Raw genomic sequence first — 15,697 nt, forward strand, 5'->3', positions numbered from 1 at the left:
GACGCGTGATGCGTCGTGAGTCAAGTCTCAGCCACCCCTCGCCGGTTCACCAGGGTTGCAGGGGGTTGCAACTTATGGGGGCACATGCGCGGAGTCTGTGCCACCGACCGGTCCGGAACGGCAGTATGAGAGGCACAGCCGGACCGGAAACCGCCGCCCGGACGGCTTGACAAGTGTGTTCGATGCCCTTTTCCGGGAGGACCTCAGTGGGGAACCCGCCGATGAACGTGGCCCGCCTGGCAACCGTGGACGCGGCACAGGCGGCGCGGCTGCTGAGCGAGATACGCGAGGCCGCGCTCGCCGGACAACGTGCGCGGATCGCTCCCAGACCGGTGATCGAGCAGTCGTGGGGACGCATGCTGCGCAGCGGTGTCGACCCCGAACGAGGCCTGGGGTCACGGTTGTTGTCGTCCGACGAAGTGCGTCGGCGGCAGGAGGAGTCGCCGCTGCGACAGGTACTGCCGGTACTGCGGGAGGGTCTGCTTTCGGTCGCGGACGTGACCCAGCACATCATGGTCGTCGCGGACGCCGACGGGAGGGTGCTGTGGCGGGAGGGGGCGGCGCCGGTGCTGCGCAAGGCGGACTCGCTCGGTTTTGAACCGGGAGCGGACTGGCGCGAAGACGTCGTCGGCACCAACGGGGTGGGCACGCCGGCGGTGGTGCGGCGGCCCGTTCAGGTCTTCGCCGCCGAGCACTTCGTACGTGCGCACTCGACCTGGACCTGTTCGGGCGCCCCGATCACCGATCCGCGGGACGGCCGGCTGCTCGGTGTGGTGGATGTGAGCGGTCCGCTGGAGACCATGCATCCGGCGACCCTGGCCTGGGTGGACTCGGTGGCCAAGCTGGCCGAGGCCCGGCTGCGGGAGTTGCATCTGGCCTCGCTGGAGCAGCTGCGGGCGGTGGCGGCGCCGGTGCTGGCGCGGCTGGGCGGGCGGGCGCTGGTGGTGGACCGGGCCGGCTGGACGGCGGCCGTGACCGGGATGCCGTACGTGCGGCGGGTGACGCTGCCGAAGTCCTTTGCGCCGGGCCGCAGGTGGCTGCCCTCGCTCGGCTCGTGCGCGGTGGAGCCGCTGGCCGGGGGCTGGCTGCTGCGGACGGAGGACGCACCGCTCACCACCGCCCGCCGGGTCGTGCTGGACCTCGCCCGGCCGGGCCGCTGCACGGTGACGGTCATGGCTTCGGCGACCTCCTGGTCGAGCGAACTGAGTCCGCGGCATGCCGAGTTGCTGTTCCTGCTCGCCGAGCACCGGGGCGGACGGGGGGCGGCAGGGCTGGCCGAGGACCTGTTCGGGGACCCCTCCAAGAGGGTGACCGTCAGGGCCGAGATGTCCAGGGTCCGGCGGTACCTCGGGGATCTCCTGTGCCATCGGCCGTATCGTTTCTGCGAGGACGTGGAAGTCGAGGTGCTGCTTCCCGGCGACCCCCGCGACCTGCTCCCCCAGTCGACGGCACCGGCAGTGGCCCGGAAACGGAACGCCCCGCCGGACGGCCGGGCCGGCTCTCCCTGAGCACGGGCGGAGCACCTCGCGGACCCGGCGGCCCGCTGCCGTCCGAGCACTCCTTTCGTCCATGTCCGGGGTCTTGGCCCTGCCCGGCCCGTTCCTGCCGTAGCATCCCGTACGGGCCTCCCCACCTGCTCCTCGCGTCAACGTACGGACCGAGAGGCGCAGTTGGCCCGCCCTCTGGAGGAGAGATGAAGCATCGCGGCAGACACCGCCGGCGCAGACGGGGCGCGGCCCTGCGCGCCGTGCTGGCCGGGACCGCGCTGGCGCTCACCGCCGCCGCGACCCTGATCAGCGCGTCCCAGGCCCAGATGACCGAGGATCCCGGCGCACTGAAGGCGCTGACCTCTCCGGCCGAGGCCGACCGGCTCCGGCTCCAGGAGGACCTGGTCCCGGCACGCACGCTGGACCGGCTCTCCGCCGCGATGGGCACTCCGGTGGGCGTGGACACCGTGCTCCGCAGCGCCGACCGCGCCCTGCACGAGGCCGGCGACTGCTCCTCCGCCGACCGCGCCTCGCTGCCCGTCGCCCCGGCCGCGGCCCGCGCCTACTGCTGGGACCCGGCCGACACCGCCGCCACCGCCTGGCGGCCGGCCTCCGTGACCACCTCGGGGGACGCCGACGAGGACGGCGTGTGGGGCACCCACCGGGTCGTCCTCGCCGGCTGGACCCACGACACCGGCACCGGCCGCGCCACCGAGCGCGGTCTGGCCCGGGTCGCCTTCGTCGACGCGGACGACCCCGCCCGCCTCGCCTACCGCTGGGTGCTGCTGGTGGTGCCGGTCCGGGGCGGCCGGGACTACCGGGGTCTGACCTCCGGGATCTCCGGCATGGTCTGGTACGGGAACAAGCTGCTCGTCACCACCACGGCCGGCAGCGCCGACGCGCTCTACGTCTACGACCTCGACCGCATCCAGCGCACCACGGTCGACGGGCCCGCCGTCGGCCGGGTGCAGGGCGGCTGGTCCGCAGACGGCTACCGCTATGTCCTGCCGGCGGTCGGTTCGTACCGTTTCACCGCCGGTTCCTGCTCCGCCTCCGGCCCGCCCTGTCCGGGCGCGCTCGCCCTCGACCGCGGTACGGCACCCGACAGCATGGTCGCCGCCGAGTGGACCGCTCCCGGCAGCGACCGGCAGGCACGACTGTGGCGGTACGCGTTCAGCACGGACCCGGCACGCACCGGGCTGCTCGCCACGGATGCCGCGGGCCGGGCGGACGCGGTGGAGGCGTACCGGACCCGGGCGTCCGGGATCCGGGGGGTGCTGTCGTACCGGGAACCCGGGGCGGACCGTCCGTCCTGGTATGTGGGACGGCTGCCCAGTGGGCAGGACGGCCACGGCGGTCTGTGGCGGCAGGACACCGAGGGTGCCCGGGCCGCCCACTGCGGCGCCGACGCCTCGCGCCGCTGCTGGGCACAGGGCGCGGGCTCCCTGTCCCTCTGGCAGGGGACCGGCGAGGTCTGGTCGCTGTCGGACCGGATGCTGTTCGCCCTGCCCCTGGCCGGGCTCGACCGCTCCGTGGACTGACCCCGCCCCGCCCGGGAACCGATCGACAGACCGCACTCCGGGATGATTCCCTGGCCGGCATGAGCAGCATCCCTGTCACCACCTGGTCCCTGGAGCAGACCTCCCCGGCCGACCTCCTGCCCGCCGCCGCGCCCGACGGCGACGTCCGTATCGTTCGCGCCGAGGTGCCCTCCCCCGAGTTCAGCCGGTTCCTGTACGCCTCGGTCGGCGGCGACATCCGCTGGACCGACCGGCTGGGCTGGACCTACGCACAGTGGCAGGAGTACCTGGAGCGGCCCGGTGTGGAGACCTGGGTGGCCTACGACCGGGGCACCCCGGCCGGTTACGTCGAGCTGGAACCGCAGGACGAGGGTGCGGTCGAGATCGTCTACTTCGGGCTGGTGCCGGCGTTCCGCGGGCGGCGCATCGGCGGCCACCTGCTGGCGTACGGTGCGGCCCGCGCCTGGGACCTGGCCGAGCGGTGGCCGGGGCGGACGCCGACCAAGCGGGTGTGGCTGCACACGTGCAGCAAGGACGGCGAGCACGCCATGGCCAACTACCAGCGGCGGGGGTTCAAGCTGTTCGACACCAGGGTGGAGCTGGAACCGGAAGTGGCCGTACCGGGGCCGTGGCCGGGGGCATACCCGGCCTGACCTGGCAGGACAAGACTTCCCACGGCGCATGTGAGCGACGACACCCTTGTCCCATATTCCGGGACAAGGATGTCCGCATGATGGACGAAGCTGGACTCTGTCCAGATCGCCGTGACACGCTTCGGTCATGCCTGGAACTGGAATTGCCTTGGTGAGTCGGCGGCACGTCGACCTCGGCCGCATGTCCAGCGCCATCTGTCCGGCGAGCTGAGTCTCCCAGCACCGCCGAGAACCCCGTATCTGAACCCTGCTTGCGCAAGGACGCGCACGCATGCCTGCATGCGCCCAGACGCGCAGGCCAGAGCATCTTTCCGTCTGTCCCGAAGGACGTAGAACCATGGCCGCCAACCCACAGAACCCCGCCGCCTCAGCGCCCCGCCGCAAGGTGAGCCGTCACCGCGGTGAGGGCCAGTGGGCCGCCGGCCACTTCACGCCGCTCAACGGCAACGAGCAGTTCAAGAAGGACGATGACGGTCTCAATGTGCGGACACGCATTGAGACGATCTACTCCAAGCGGGGCTTCGACTCCATCGACCCGAACGATCTGCGTGGCCGGATGCGCTGGTGGGGGCTGTACACTCAGCGCAAGCCCGGGATCGACGGCGGGAAGACGGCGATCCTGGAGCCGGAGGAGCTGGACGACGAGCACTTCATGCTGCGCGTCCGCATCGACGGCGGAGCGCTGACCACGCAGCAGCTGCGGGTGATCGGCGAGATCTCGCAGGAGTTCGCGCGCGGCACGGCGGACATCACCGACCGGCAGAACGTCCAGTACCACTGGATCCGGATCGAGGACGTGCCCGAGATCTGGGAGCGGCTGGAGGGCGTGGGCCTGTCCACGGTCACCGCCTGCGGTGACACCCCGCGCGTGATGATCGGCTCCCCCGTGGCGGGCATCGCCGAGGACGAGATCATCGACGCCACGCCGGCGCTGGAAGAGATGAAGCGCCGCGTCCTGAACAACAAGGCGTACTCGAACCTCCCCCGGAAGTTCAAGACGGCCATCTCGGGCTCGCCGCTGCTGGACGTCGTGCACGAGATCAACGACGTCGCGTTCGTCGGCGTACGGCACCCCGAGCACGGCCCCGGCTTCGACGTGTGGGTCGGCGGCGGCCTGTCCACCAACCCCAAGCTGGGCGTGCGGCTCGGCACCTGGGTGCCGATCGACGAGGTCCCGGACGTCTACGAGGGCGTCATCTCCATCTTCCGTGACTACGGTTACCGCCGGCTGCGCAACCGGGCCCGGCTGAAGTTCCTGGTCGCCGACTGGGGCGCGGAGAAGTTCCGGCAGGTGCTGGAGGACGAGTACCTGAAGCGCAAGCTGGTCGACGGGCCCGCCCCCGAGCAGCCGGTGCAGCAGTGGCGCGACCACATCGGTGTGCACCGGCAGAAGGACGGCCGGTTCTACGTCGGTTTCGCGCCGCGGGTCGGCCGGGTGGACGGTGCCACCCTGACGAAGGTCGCCGACCTCGCCGAGGCGCACGGCTCGGGCCGGGTCCGCACCACCGTCGAACAGAAGATGATCATCCTCGATGTCGAGCAGGACCAGGTCGACTCGCTGGTCGAGGGCCTGGAGGCGCTGGACCTCACCGCCCGGCCGTCCTCCTTCCGGCGCGGCACCATGGCCTGCACCGGCATCGAGTTCTGCAAGCTCGCCATCGTCGAGACCAAGCAGCGCGGTTCGCAGCTGATCGACGAACTGGAGCGCCGCCTGCCGGAGTTCGACGAGCCGCTCACGATCAACCTCAACGGCTGCCCCAACGCCTGCGCCCGCATCCAGGTCGCGGACATCGGCCTCAAGGGCCAGCTGGTCCTGAACGACCAGGGCGAGCAGGTCGAGGGTTACCAGGTGCACCTCGGTGGCGCCCTCGGCCTGGAGCCGGGCTTCGGCCGCAAGGTGCGCGGCCTGAAGGTGACGTCGGACGAGCTGCCCGACTACATCGAACGGGTGCTGAAGCGCTTCCAGGCGGAGCGCGAGGCCGGCGAGCGGTTCGCCACCTGGGCCGCACGTGCTTCCGAGGAGGCTCTGTCGTGAGCGCGGTGAACGGAACGAAGGACGCAGCATGAGCGAGCGGGCCGCACCTTTCCACTGCCCCTACTGCGGCGACGAGGACCTGCGTCCGAGCGAGCAGGGTCACGGGGCCTGGGAGTGCGGGGCGTGCAACCGCGCATTCCAGCTGAAGTTCCTCGGGCTGCTGTCCCGTGGGCTGACGCGAGCCGACCACGGAGGGGACGACCGGATATGACGACGGCTCAGGACGTACGCACGGCCGGGGAGTTGAAGGCGCTCGCCGAGCAGGCGGGCCGTGACCTGGAGGACGCCTCGGCGCTGGAGATCCTCCAGTGGGCGGTGGACACCTTCGGCAAGCGGTTCTGCGTCACCTCCTCGATGGAGGACGCCGTGGTCGCCCATCTTGCCTCGCGCGTAAAGGGCGAGGCCCCGGTGGACGTGGTCTTCCTCGACACCGGCTACCACTTCCCGGAGACCATCGGCACCCGGGACGCCGTCGAGGCCGTCATGGACGTCAATGTCATCACCCTGACGCCGAGGCAGACGGTCGCCGAGCAGGACGCGCAGTACGGCCCGCAACTGCACGACCGCGACCCCGACCTGTGCTGCAAACTGCGCAAGGTGCAGCCCCTCGAAGAGGGTCTGAAGGACTACCAGGCGTGGGCGACCGGTCTGCGCCGCGACGAGTCCCCGACCCGGGCGAACACCCCGGTCGTCGGCTGGGACGAGAAGCGGCAGAAGGTCAAGATCGCGCCGATCGCCCGCTGGACCCAGGACGACGTGGACGCGTACGTCGCCGAACACGGTGTGCTCACCAACCCGTTGCTGATGGACGGCTACACCTCCATCGGCTGCGCCCCGTGCACCCGCAGGGTCCTGGAGGGCGAGGACGCACGCGCCGGGCGCTGGGCGGGCCGCGCCAAGACCGAGTGCGGGCTGCACGGATGACGGCGCGCACAGCAACTCACACGTCGTCCGCAGCGGCTGTCGAGGCTGCTGCGACGGACACGACCACTGCGACACAGGAGAACCACGTGACGACCGGAGCCACCGTCTGGCTCACGGGTCTGCCGAGCGCCGGCAAGACCACGATCGCGTATGAGCTGGCCGGCCGCCTGCGTGCCGAGGGCCACCGCGTCGAGGTGCTCGACGGCGACGAGATCCGCGAGTTCATCTCGGCGGGCCTCGGCTTTTCCCGGGAGGACCGGCACACCAACGTCCAGCGCATCGGCTTCGTCGCCGAACTGCTGGCCCGCAACGGCGTCAAGGCGCTGGTGCCGGTGATCGCGCCGTACACGGACAGCCGGGACGCGGTGCGGGGGCGGCACGACGAGAACGGGACGCCGTACCTGGAGATCCATGTGGCGACCCCGGTCGACGTCTGCAGCGTGCGCGACGTGAAGGGCCTGTACGCCCAGCAGGCCGCGGGCCGGCTGACCGGACTGACCGGTGTGGACGACCCGTACGAGGAGCCCGAGACGCCCGATCTGCGGATCGAGTCGCAGCACCAGACCGTGCAGGAGTCCGCGGCGTCCGTCTACGACCTGCTGAGCGAGAGGGGACTGGCATGACGACCGTGGCCAAGGCCGAGGACGGCACGGAGAGCCCGTACGCCCTGTCTCACCTGGACGCGCTGGAGTCCGAGGCGGTGCACATCTTCCGCGAGGTGGCGGGCGAGTTCGAGCGGCCGGTGATCCTGTTCTCCGGTGGCAAGGACTCGATCGTCATGCTGCACCTGGCGCTGAAAGCGTTCGCGCCGGCCGCGATCCCCTTCTCGCTGCTGCACGTGGACACCGGACACAACTTCCCCGAGGTCCTCGACTACCGGGACCGTGTGGTCGCCGCACACGGACTGCGCCTGCATGTCGCCTCCGTCCAGGACTACATCGACCGTGGTGTGCTCAAGGAGCGTGCCGACGGCACCCGCAACCCGCTGCAGACCGTCCCCCTGACGGAGAAGATCCAGTCGGAGAAGTTCGACGCCGTGTTCGGCGGCGGCCGCCGCGACGAGGAGAAGGCCCGCGCCAAGGAACGCGTCTTCTCCCTGCGCGACGAGTTCTCCCAGTGGGACCCGCGCCGCCAGCGCCCCGAGCTGTGGAACCTGTACAACGGCCGGCACGCCCCCGGTGAACACGTGCGCGTCTTCCCGCTGTCCAACTGGACCGAGCTGGACGTGTGGCAGTACATCGCCCGCCAGGGCATCGAGCTTCCCGAGATCTACTTCGCGCACGAGCGCGAGGTGTTCCGGCGGGGCGGCATGTGGCTGACCGCCGGCGAGTGGGGCGGCCCCAAGGACGGCGAGACCGTCGAGAAGCGCCAGGTGCGCTACCGCACGGTCGGTGACATGTCCTGCACCGGCGCCGTCGACTCCGACGCGACCACGCTGGACGCCGTGATCACCGAGATCGCCGCCTCCCGGCTCACCGAACGCGGCGCCACCCGCGCCGACGACAAGATGTCCGAGGCCGCGATGGAAGACCGCAAGCGCGAGGGGTACTTCTAGCCATGAGCACGACCACGACCGAGGCGCTCTCGGCCACCACCCTGCTGCGGTTCGCCACCGCCGGCTCCGTCGACGACGGCAAGTCCACACTCGTCGGGCGGCTGCTGCACGACTCCAAGTCGGTCCTCACCGACCAGCTGGAGGCCGTGGAGCGTGCCTCCGCGAGCCGCGGCCAGGACGGCCCGGACCTCGCGCTGCTCACCGACGGCCTGCGCGCCGAACGCGAGCAGGGCATCACCATCGACGTCGCCTACCGCTACTTCGCCACACCCCGGCGCCGGTTCATCCTCGCCGACACCCCCGGCCATGTGCAGTACACCCGCAACATGGTCACCGGCGCCTCCACCGCCGAGCTGACGGTGATCCTGGTCGACGCCCGCAACGGTGTGGTCGAGCAGACCCGCCGGCACGCGGCCATCGCCGCCCTGCTGCGCGTCCCGCACGTGGTGCTGGCCGTCAACAAGATGGACCTCGTCGCGTACGAGGAGCAGGTCTTCGCGGCGATCGCCGAGGAGTTCACGGCGTACGCCACCGAGCTGGGCGTCCCCGAGGTCACCGCCGTGCCGATCTCGGCGCTGGCCGGTGACAACGTGGTGGAGCCCTCCGCGAACATGGACTGGTACGGCGGTCCGACCGTGCTGGAGCACCTGGAGACCGTGCCGGTCAGCCACGACCTGGCGCACTGCCACGCGCGCCTGCCCGTGCAGTACGTGATCCGTCCGCAGACCGCCGAGCACCCCGACTACCGCGGCTACGCGGGCCAGATCGCGGCCGGCACCTTCCGGGTCGGCGAGGAGATCACGGTCCTGCCGTCCGGCCGGACCACCCGGATCGCCGGGATCGACCTGCTGGGCGAGCCGGTCGACGTGGCCTGGACGACGCAGTCGGTGACGGTCCTGCTGGAGGACGACATCGACGTCTCGCGCGGCGACCTGATCGTCCCGGCCAAGGACGCCCCGGCCACCACACAGGACGTGGAGGCGACCGTCTGCCACGTCGCCGACGCCCCGCTGACCGTCGGCCACCGGGTGCTGCTCAAGCACGGCACCCGCACGGTCAAGGCGATCGTGAAGGACATCCCGTCCCGGCTCACGCTCGACGACCTGTCCCTGCACCCGCATCCGGGACAGCTGGTCGCCAACGACATCGGCCGGGTGAAGATCCGTACCGCCGAACCGCTGCCGGTCGACTCCTACGCCGACTCGCGCCGCACCGGCTCCTTCATCCTGATCGACCCCGCCGACGGCACCACGCTCACCGCGGGCATGGTCGGCGAGTCGTTCGCCGCCCCCGAGCCGGTCAAGGACGAGGCCGACGACGACGGCTGGGACTTCTGACATGAAGAGGACCGACGTCTACTCGACGTTCGCGAAGGAGGGCGGCCGCGTCGGCAGCGGCGCCCTCGGCAGCGGGCAGGGCGGGGTCGCGCGATGTGTGTGCTGACGTACGCTCACCGCTCGAGCGCCCAGTTGCCCGACCCTCCCCCGAGTTCTCGGCTTCGCCCGAGCAGGGAGGTACCGCCGCCCCCGAAGCGACGAAGACCTTTTGCCGAACTCCCGGCCACGACCTGAAAGACCGTGACCGCCGGGCCAACGAGAGGAAAGCCTCCCGTGCCTGCCAACAGCTCGACCATACGCCGCCGCGCCCTGGCCGCGCTCGCCGCGCTCCCCCTCCTCGCCCTCGCCGCCTGCGGTTACGGTTCCGAGGCCAAGGACGACAACACCGCCAAGATCGCCGCTGGGTCCAAGAAGATCGACGGGCTCGACACCGTCAAGATCGGGTACTTCGGCAACCTCACCCACGCGACCGCGCTCGTCGGCAACCAGAAGGGCTTCTTCCAGAAGGAGCTGGGCGCCACCAAGGCCGACTACCGGCTCTTCAACGCCGGACCCTCCGAGATCGAGGCGCTGAACTCGGGCTCCATCGACATCGGCTGGATCGGCCCGTCCCCGTCGATCAACGGCTACACCAAGTCCGACGGCAAGAACCTGCGCATCGTCGGCGGTTCGGCGTCCGGCGGCGTGAAGCTGGTCGTCGATCCGAAGAAGATCAAGTCCCTGAAGGACGTCAAGGGCAAGAAGATCGCCACCCCGCAGCTGGGCAACACGCAGGACGTGGCGTTCCTCAACTGGGTGACCGAACAGGGCTGGAAGGTCGACGCGGAGAGCGGCAAGGGTGACGTGTCCGTCATCCGCACGGACAACAAGGTGACCCCGGACGCCTACAAGTCCGGCTCCATCGACGGCGCCTGGGTGCCGGAGCCGACCGCGTCCAAGCTGGTCGCCGAGGGCGGCAAGGTGCTGTTGGACGAGGCCTCGCTGTGGCCCGGCAAGAAGTTCGTGATCACGAACATCATCGTGTCGCAGAAGTTCCTGAAGGAGCACCCGAAGGCCGTCGAGGCGGTTCTGAAGGCGTCGGTCGAGACCAACAAGTGGATCAACGCCAATCCCGACGAGGCCAAGGCCGCGGCGAACAAGCAGCTGGAGTCCGACTCCGGCAAGGCGCTGCCGGCGAACGTCCTGGACCCGGCGTGGAAGTCCATCCAGATCACCGACGACCCGCTGGCCGCGACCCTCGACACCGAGGCGCAGCACGCCGTCAAGGCCGGTCTGCTGGAGAACCCGAAGCTGTCCGGCATCTATGACCTCACCCTCCTGAACAAGGTCCTCGCGGCCGAGGGCAAGCCGACCGTCAGCGACGCCGGGCTCGGCGCGAAGTAAGTTCCCAGCCGATGAGTTCCCAGGAGGTGACGACCATGGCCACGACCCTCGCCAAGGCCGAGCAGTCGGTCGAGTACGCGGCACGCCTCGAGCACGTCTCGAAGTCCTTCGTGACGCCGGGCGGGCAGCAGCTCGTCCTGGACGACATCAGCCTCGATGTGGCGCCGGGTGAGTTCGTCACCCTCCTGGGGGCCTCGGGCTGCGGCAAGTCGACGCTGCTGAACCTGGTGGCGGGGCTGGACCAGCCCTCCGCCGGCCGCATCACGACCGACGGGCGTCCGGCTCTGATGTTCCAGGAGCACGCCCTGTTCCCGTGGCTGACCGCGGGCAAGAACATCGAACTGTGCCTGAAACTCAGGGGAGTTCCGAAGAACGAGCGCCGCACGCGGGCCGAGCAGCTGCTCGAACTGGTGCGGCTGCAGGGCTCGTACGGCAAGCGGGTGCACGAGCTGTCCGGTGGCATGCGGCAGCGGGTGGCCCTGGCCCGGGCGCTCGCGCAGGACAGCCAGCTGCTGCTCATGGACGAGCCGTTCGCGGCGCTCGACGCGATCACCCGGGACCTGCTGCACGACGAGCTGACCCGGATCTGGGCCGAGACCGGGGTGTCCGTGCTGTTCGTCACGCACAACGTGCGCGAGGCGGTACGGCTCGCCCAGCGTGTCGTGCTGCTGTCCTCCCGCCCGGGCCGGGTGGCCCGCGAGTGGCGGGTGGACATCCCGCAGCCGCGGCGCATCGAGGACGCGCCGGTCGCCGAACTGTCCCTCGAGATCACCGAAGTACTGCGTGGGGAGATCCGCCGTCATGGCCAGCACTGAGACGAAGACCGCCACGGACGCGGGCAGCGTCGAGGCCGGCCTGGACGCCCTGGAGACCTCCGCCACCGGCCGTACACCCTTCCGGCAGACCTTCGCCAGCAAGATCCTGCCGCCCCTCGTCGCCACCCTGCTGGTGCTGGTCGCGTGGCAGGCGCTGATCTCCTTCAAGATCGTCGACGACCCGACGAAGCTGCCGTCGCCCGCCGACGTCGGCAACGAGTTCAAGCGCGCCTGGCTCGAGGGCAAGCTGCTGGGTTACATCTGGACCAGTGTCTCGCGCGGTCTGCTGGGCTTCCTGTTCGCGCTGGCCATCGGCACCCCGCTCGGTCTGCTGGTGGCCCGGGTGAAGTTCGTGCGCGCCGCCATCGGGCCGGTGCTGTCCGGTCTGCAGTCGCTGCCGTCCGTGGCCTGGGTGCCGCCGGCGGTGCTCTGGCTGGGCCTGAACAACTCGATGATGTACGCGGTGATCCTGCTCGGCGCGGTGCCGTCCATCGCCAACGGCCTGGTCTCCGGCATCGACCAGGTGCCCCCGCTGTACCTGCGGGCGGGCCGCACCATGGGCGCGACCGGCCTGAAGGGCGCCCTGCACATCGTCCTGCCGGCCGCGCTGCCGGGCTACCTGGCCGGCCTGAAGCAGGGCTGGGCCTTCTCCTGGCGCTCGCTGATGGCCGCGGAGATCATCGCCTCCTCGCCGGACCTGGGCATCGGGCTGGGCGCCCTGCTGGAGAACGGCCGCAATGCCAGCTCCATGCCCATGATCTTCGAGGCCATCCTGCTCATCCTGTTCGTCGGTATCGCCATCGACCTGCTGATCTTCAGTCCCCTGGAGCGGCGGGTGCTGCGCAGCCGCGGCCTGCTGGTGAAGAGCTGAGTCCCGTGCACCACGAGCCGGTTCTCCTCGTCATCGCCCACGGCAGCCGCGATCCGCGGCACGCCGCGACCGTGCACGCCCTGGTGGAGCGGGTGCGGTCGCTGCGGCCGGGAGTGCGCGTGGAGACCGGCTTCCTGGACTTCAACATCCCTTCGGTGAGCGGGGTGCTGGAGTCGCTGGCGGCGGAGGGCGTCCGGAACGTGGTGGCCCTGCCGCTGCTGCTGACCCGCGCGTTCCACGCCAAGGCCGACATCCCGGCCGTGCTGCGGGAGGCGCCGGCCCGGCTGCGGATCCGGCAGGCGGACGTGCTCGGCCCGTCCCCGCTGCTGCTGTCGGCGCTGGAACGGCGCCTGTACGAGGCGGGGCTGGGGCCCGGCGACAAGTCCTCGACCGGGGTCGTGCTGGCCTCGGCGGGGTCCTCCGACCCGGAGGCGATCGCAGTGATCGCCGACATCGCGCGGGAGTGGTGGCACACCGGTTGGTGCGCCGTGCGGCCTGCGTTCGCCTCCGCCGGTTCTCCCGCACGGTTCCCGCGCACCGAGGACGCGGTCCGTGACTTGCGGGAACTCGGCTGCGAGCGGATCGCCGTGGCCCCGTACGTGCTGGCCCCAGGCTTCCTGCCGGACCGCATCGCGCGCGGCTCGGCCGGCGCGGACGTACTGGCCGAGGTGCTGGGTCCGGCGCCGGAGGTGGCGCGGGTGCTGCTGGAACGGTACGACGCGGCCCGCCGTCCGGCCCTGGAGGCGCTCGGCGCCTGATCCGCACGCGGCGCCCCGTTCCCGGCGCACACCGCGCCCGCCTGCGGGCCTTTCGCCACGGCGGGCCGCGACCTGCTCGGTTTCCCCGAAAACCCTTCCTGGCCACCTCCGGATCTGCTGGGATGGTCCGGGAAGCACGATCGGGGGAGAACGGTGCGTGTGGCCGGTCAGGATTTCGGGCATCACCTGGGGCTGCCCAGGGCTCTGTCGGGTCTGCCGCTGACCCCGCTGATGCGCGAGTACGACACCCTCGCCGCCGCCCAGCGGACGGCCGGCTTACGCCACATCGGCGAGGTGCTGCGGGCCGGTCCCGGCGGGTTACGTGTCCTGGACGGGCTGTATGTGCCCATGGGGCCGCGCGGCCGGCGCCGAGTGGACGCGGTGCTGCTGGAGGTGCTGGCCGAGTCCTCGGGTCCCGCCGTCGCCCCGCTCGCCGCCCAGCTGGCCACCCTGCACCGGGCCGACCCGCAGGCACCGCGCCGGGTCGTGCTCTACCAGCTGATCAACCTCTTGCAGGACCACCCCGCGCACCGACGCGCCGCGCTCGCGGCGGAGTCGGGGATCCATCGCTCCGAGCTTGCGGGCCTGGTGGCGGCGGCCCGGCTGCGGCCCCGGCTCGACGGCCGGCAGCGGGACGCCGCCGAATCCCTGGCCGACGCCCGGGCGCAGGGCCGGCTGCACCGGCTCTGCGCCCTGCTCGACCGGCTCCCCTCGAACGGCGGCGACCCGGCCCTCGCGGCCTTGCGCGCCGACGCCGCCGAGCGGCTGCGCGCGACCGAGGACGCTCTGCGGGCGGCGCAGGAGGCCGAGGCGCGGGACGACCGGGACGAGGCGAGCGCCGCGTATCTGCGCGCGCTGTGCGACGCCGCCGACGACCTGCGCGCCCTGGACGGACTGATCCGCGTACACGGCCGCAACTCCGGCCTGGGAGCCGAACTTCACGCCTATCACGTGGAGTTGAGCTGGGAGGACCGCCGGGACACACCGGGTGAGTGGCAGCTGCTCCGGCTCCGCAGGAACGAGCGCGAGGAGCCCTCCGTACGCAGCGTGCTCGGCGCCTCCACGGCCACGGCGGGCACGGTGCGGGACACCGACGCCGAGCCGGGCGCCACCGTCCGGTACGCGGCCCTGCCGCTGCGCAACGGGCGGGTCGACGGCCCGCCGCTGGTGTCCCGGCCCCTGGTCGTCGCCCCCGAGGTGGAGGATCCGGTGCTCAGGGACGGCCCGGGGCGGATCGACTGCTCCTGGCGACGGCCGGCCGGCGCCACCGACATCACGGTCGAGCACACCGGACCCGACGGACGGACCGCCCGACTCGCCGTCGGTGAACACGGTTTCACCGCCACCGGACTGCCGGCAGGCGAACACGGCTTCCGGATCGTGTGCCACTACGGCACGGCGGACGGCCGCACGGTCTCCTCGCCGGGCGTCGACGCCGCCGCCACCGTGCATCCCTGGCCGGAACCGGTCGGCACGCTGACCGCCGGCCCCGCCGACGGGGCCGTACGGTTCGCCTGGACCGGCGCCCGGGACGCCGAGGTCAGGCTGGTGACGTGGCCCGGCAGGGCGCCCGCGCCGGGAACCGAGCTGCGCACCGACGACCTGCCGCCCGCGCTGGACTGGCCCGAGGCGGCGGGCGCCCTGTGCCCGCCGCCCGGCACGTACACCGAGGTCGCCGCGGTGGCCGTGCGCGGCGCCCGGGCGCTGGCCGGTCCGACGGTCGGCGTGGAGGCCGTACGCCCCGTGCCCGGGCTCGCCGCTCACCGGCTGCCCGGCGGAGAGGCGAGGATCGTCCTGGACTGGCCCGAGGACGCCCCGCACCTCGTCGTCGGCTGGCAGCCGGTGGGCTCCGCGGACGGCCGGGAACGCACCGTCACCGCACACGCCTACCGGCGCGGCGGGCTGCAGCTGCCCGTGGGCCGGGGTGCCGTCCGGGTGCGGGCCGTGTCGGTGCCCAGGGTGCCCGGTGCGGTGGTCGTGGTGCCCGACGCGGCCGAGGTGCTGGTGCCGCCGGACGCCGCGGTCTCCTACCAACTGGTGCGGGTGCCCCGGCGGTTGTTCGGACGGCAGCGCACGACACTGCTGCGGGTCACGCTGTCGGCGCCAGGAGGGCTCGCCCAGGCCCCCGAGTTCGTGTGCGTCGCGCGCAGCGGCACCCTGCTCCCCCGGAACGCCTCCGACGGCACGACCGTGCTGCGGATATCCGGCCCCGAACTGACCCGGCTCGGCAGCCTCGAGAAGGAACTGCCGGCCACCCCCTGCCCCGCCCCCTACTTCCTGCGCGGCTTCCTGCTCGGGGAGCACGCGGCCTCGGTGCGACTCGAAGAACCCCCTCTCGCGAGCCTGGTGGTGCGCTGAG

15 protein-coding genes are annotated in these 15,697 nt (G+C 71.7%); all 15 read left to right on the top strand.

What is annotated here, in order from left to right; translation table 11 throughout:
• The first annotated feature begins 221 nt into the window (after positions 1-221).
• The 15 genes from ACZ4SF_RS23660 (at position 222) to ACZ4SF_RS23730 (ending at position 15,696) form a co-directional block, all read left to right on the top strand.
• Positions 222-1,508, top strand: a complete 1,287-nt coding sequence (locus ACZ4SF_RS23660) for a helix-turn-helix domain-containing protein (RefSeq protein WP_468387721.1) — start codon at positions 222-224, stop codon at positions 1,506-1,508.
• 185 nt (positions 1,509-1,693) lie between these two features.
• Positions 1,694-3,028: a hypothetical protein gene (locus tag ACZ4SF_RS23665; protein ID WP_468387723.1), complete on the top strand. Its 1,335-nt coding sequence runs from the start codon at positions 1,694-1,696 to the stop codon at positions 3,026-3,028.
• Positions 3,029-3,087: 59 nt separating this feature from the next.
• A complete protein-coding gene (locus ACZ4SF_RS23670) occupies positions 3,088-3,660 on the top strand; it encodes a GNAT family N-acetyltransferase (protein ID WP_468387725.1) in 573 nt (190 codons plus the stop codon).
• A gap of 127 nt (positions 3,661-3,787) precedes the next feature.
• On the top strand, positions 3,788-3,871 hold the full coding sequence (locus ACZ4SF_RS23675) for a putative leader peptide (RefSeq protein ID WP_310739661.1): 84 nt from the start codon (positions 3,788-3,790) through the stop codon (positions 3,869-3,871).
• Positions 3,872-3,997: 126 nt separating this feature from the next.
• A complete protein-coding gene (locus tag ACZ4SF_RS23680) occupies positions 3,998-5,695 on the top strand; it encodes a nitrite/sulfite reductase (protein ID WP_468387727.1) in 1,698 nt (565 codons plus the stop codon).
• A gap of 28 nt (positions 5,696-5,723) precedes the next feature.
• Entirely contained in the window at positions 5,724-5,906 is a 183-nt protein-coding gene (locus ACZ4SF_RS23685) for a hypothetical protein (protein ID WP_468387729.1), read from the top strand.
• A complete protein-coding gene (locus tag ACZ4SF_RS23690; protein ID WP_468387731.1) occupies positions 5,903-6,619 on the top strand; it encodes a phosphoadenylyl-sulfate reductase in 717 nt (238 codons plus the stop codon). Before ACZ4SF_RS23685 ends, ACZ4SF_RS23690 begins: the two co-directional genes overlap by 4 nt.
• A gap of 86 nt (positions 6,620-6,705) precedes the next feature.
• A complete protein-coding gene (gene cysC / locus ACZ4SF_RS23695; RefSeq protein WP_468387733.1) occupies positions 6,706-7,242 on the top strand; it encodes an adenylyl-sulfate kinase in 537 nt (178 codons plus the stop codon).
• Positions 7,239-8,174 (top strand): sulfate adenylyltransferase subunit CysD, encoded by a 936-nt coding sequence (gene cysD, locus ACZ4SF_RS23700; RefSeq protein ID WP_468387735.1) that lies wholly within the window; start codon positions 7,239-7,241, stop codon positions 8,172-8,174. The genes cysC and cysD overlap by 4 nt, the downstream gene beginning before the upstream one ends.
• Before the next feature lie 2 nt (positions 8,175-8,176).
• Entirely contained in the window at positions 8,177-9,511 is a 1,335-nt protein-coding gene (locus ACZ4SF_RS23705) for a sulfate adenylyltransferase subunit 1 (protein WP_468387737.1), read from the top strand.
• 273 nt (positions 9,512-9,784) lie between these two features.
• Positions 9,785-10,894, top strand: coding sequence for an aliphatic sulfonate ABC transporter substrate-binding protein (locus ACZ4SF_RS23710; RefSeq protein ID WP_468387739.1), 1,110 nt, complete (start codon positions 9,785-9,787; stop codon positions 10,892-10,894).
• Positions 10,895-10,905: 11 nt separating this feature from the next.
• A complete protein-coding gene (locus ACZ4SF_RS23715; RefSeq protein ID WP_468387741.1) occupies positions 10,906-11,709 on the top strand; it encodes an ABC transporter ATP-binding protein in 804 nt (267 codons plus the stop codon).
• A complete protein-coding gene (locus ACZ4SF_RS23720; protein ID WP_468387743.1) occupies positions 11,696-12,580 on the top strand; it encodes an ABC transporter permease in 885 nt (294 codons plus the stop codon). Before ACZ4SF_RS23715 ends, ACZ4SF_RS23720 begins: the two co-directional genes overlap by 14 nt.
• A gap of 5 nt (positions 12,581-12,585) precedes the next feature.
• Positions 12,586-13,338, top strand: coding sequence for a sirohydrochlorin chelatase (locus tag ACZ4SF_RS23725; RefSeq protein WP_468387745.1), 753 nt, complete (start codon positions 12,586-12,588; stop codon positions 13,336-13,338).
• 159 nt (positions 13,339-13,497) lie between these two features.
• Complete coding sequence (locus tag ACZ4SF_RS23730; RefSeq protein ID WP_468387747.1) at positions 13,498-15,696, top strand: hypothetical protein; 2,199 nt, start codon at positions 13,498-13,500, stop codon at positions 15,694-15,696.
• The last annotated feature ends 1 nt before the right edge of the window (position 15,697 follow it).

This window comes from Streptomyces sp. NPDC027663 (genome assembly GCF_055566415.1).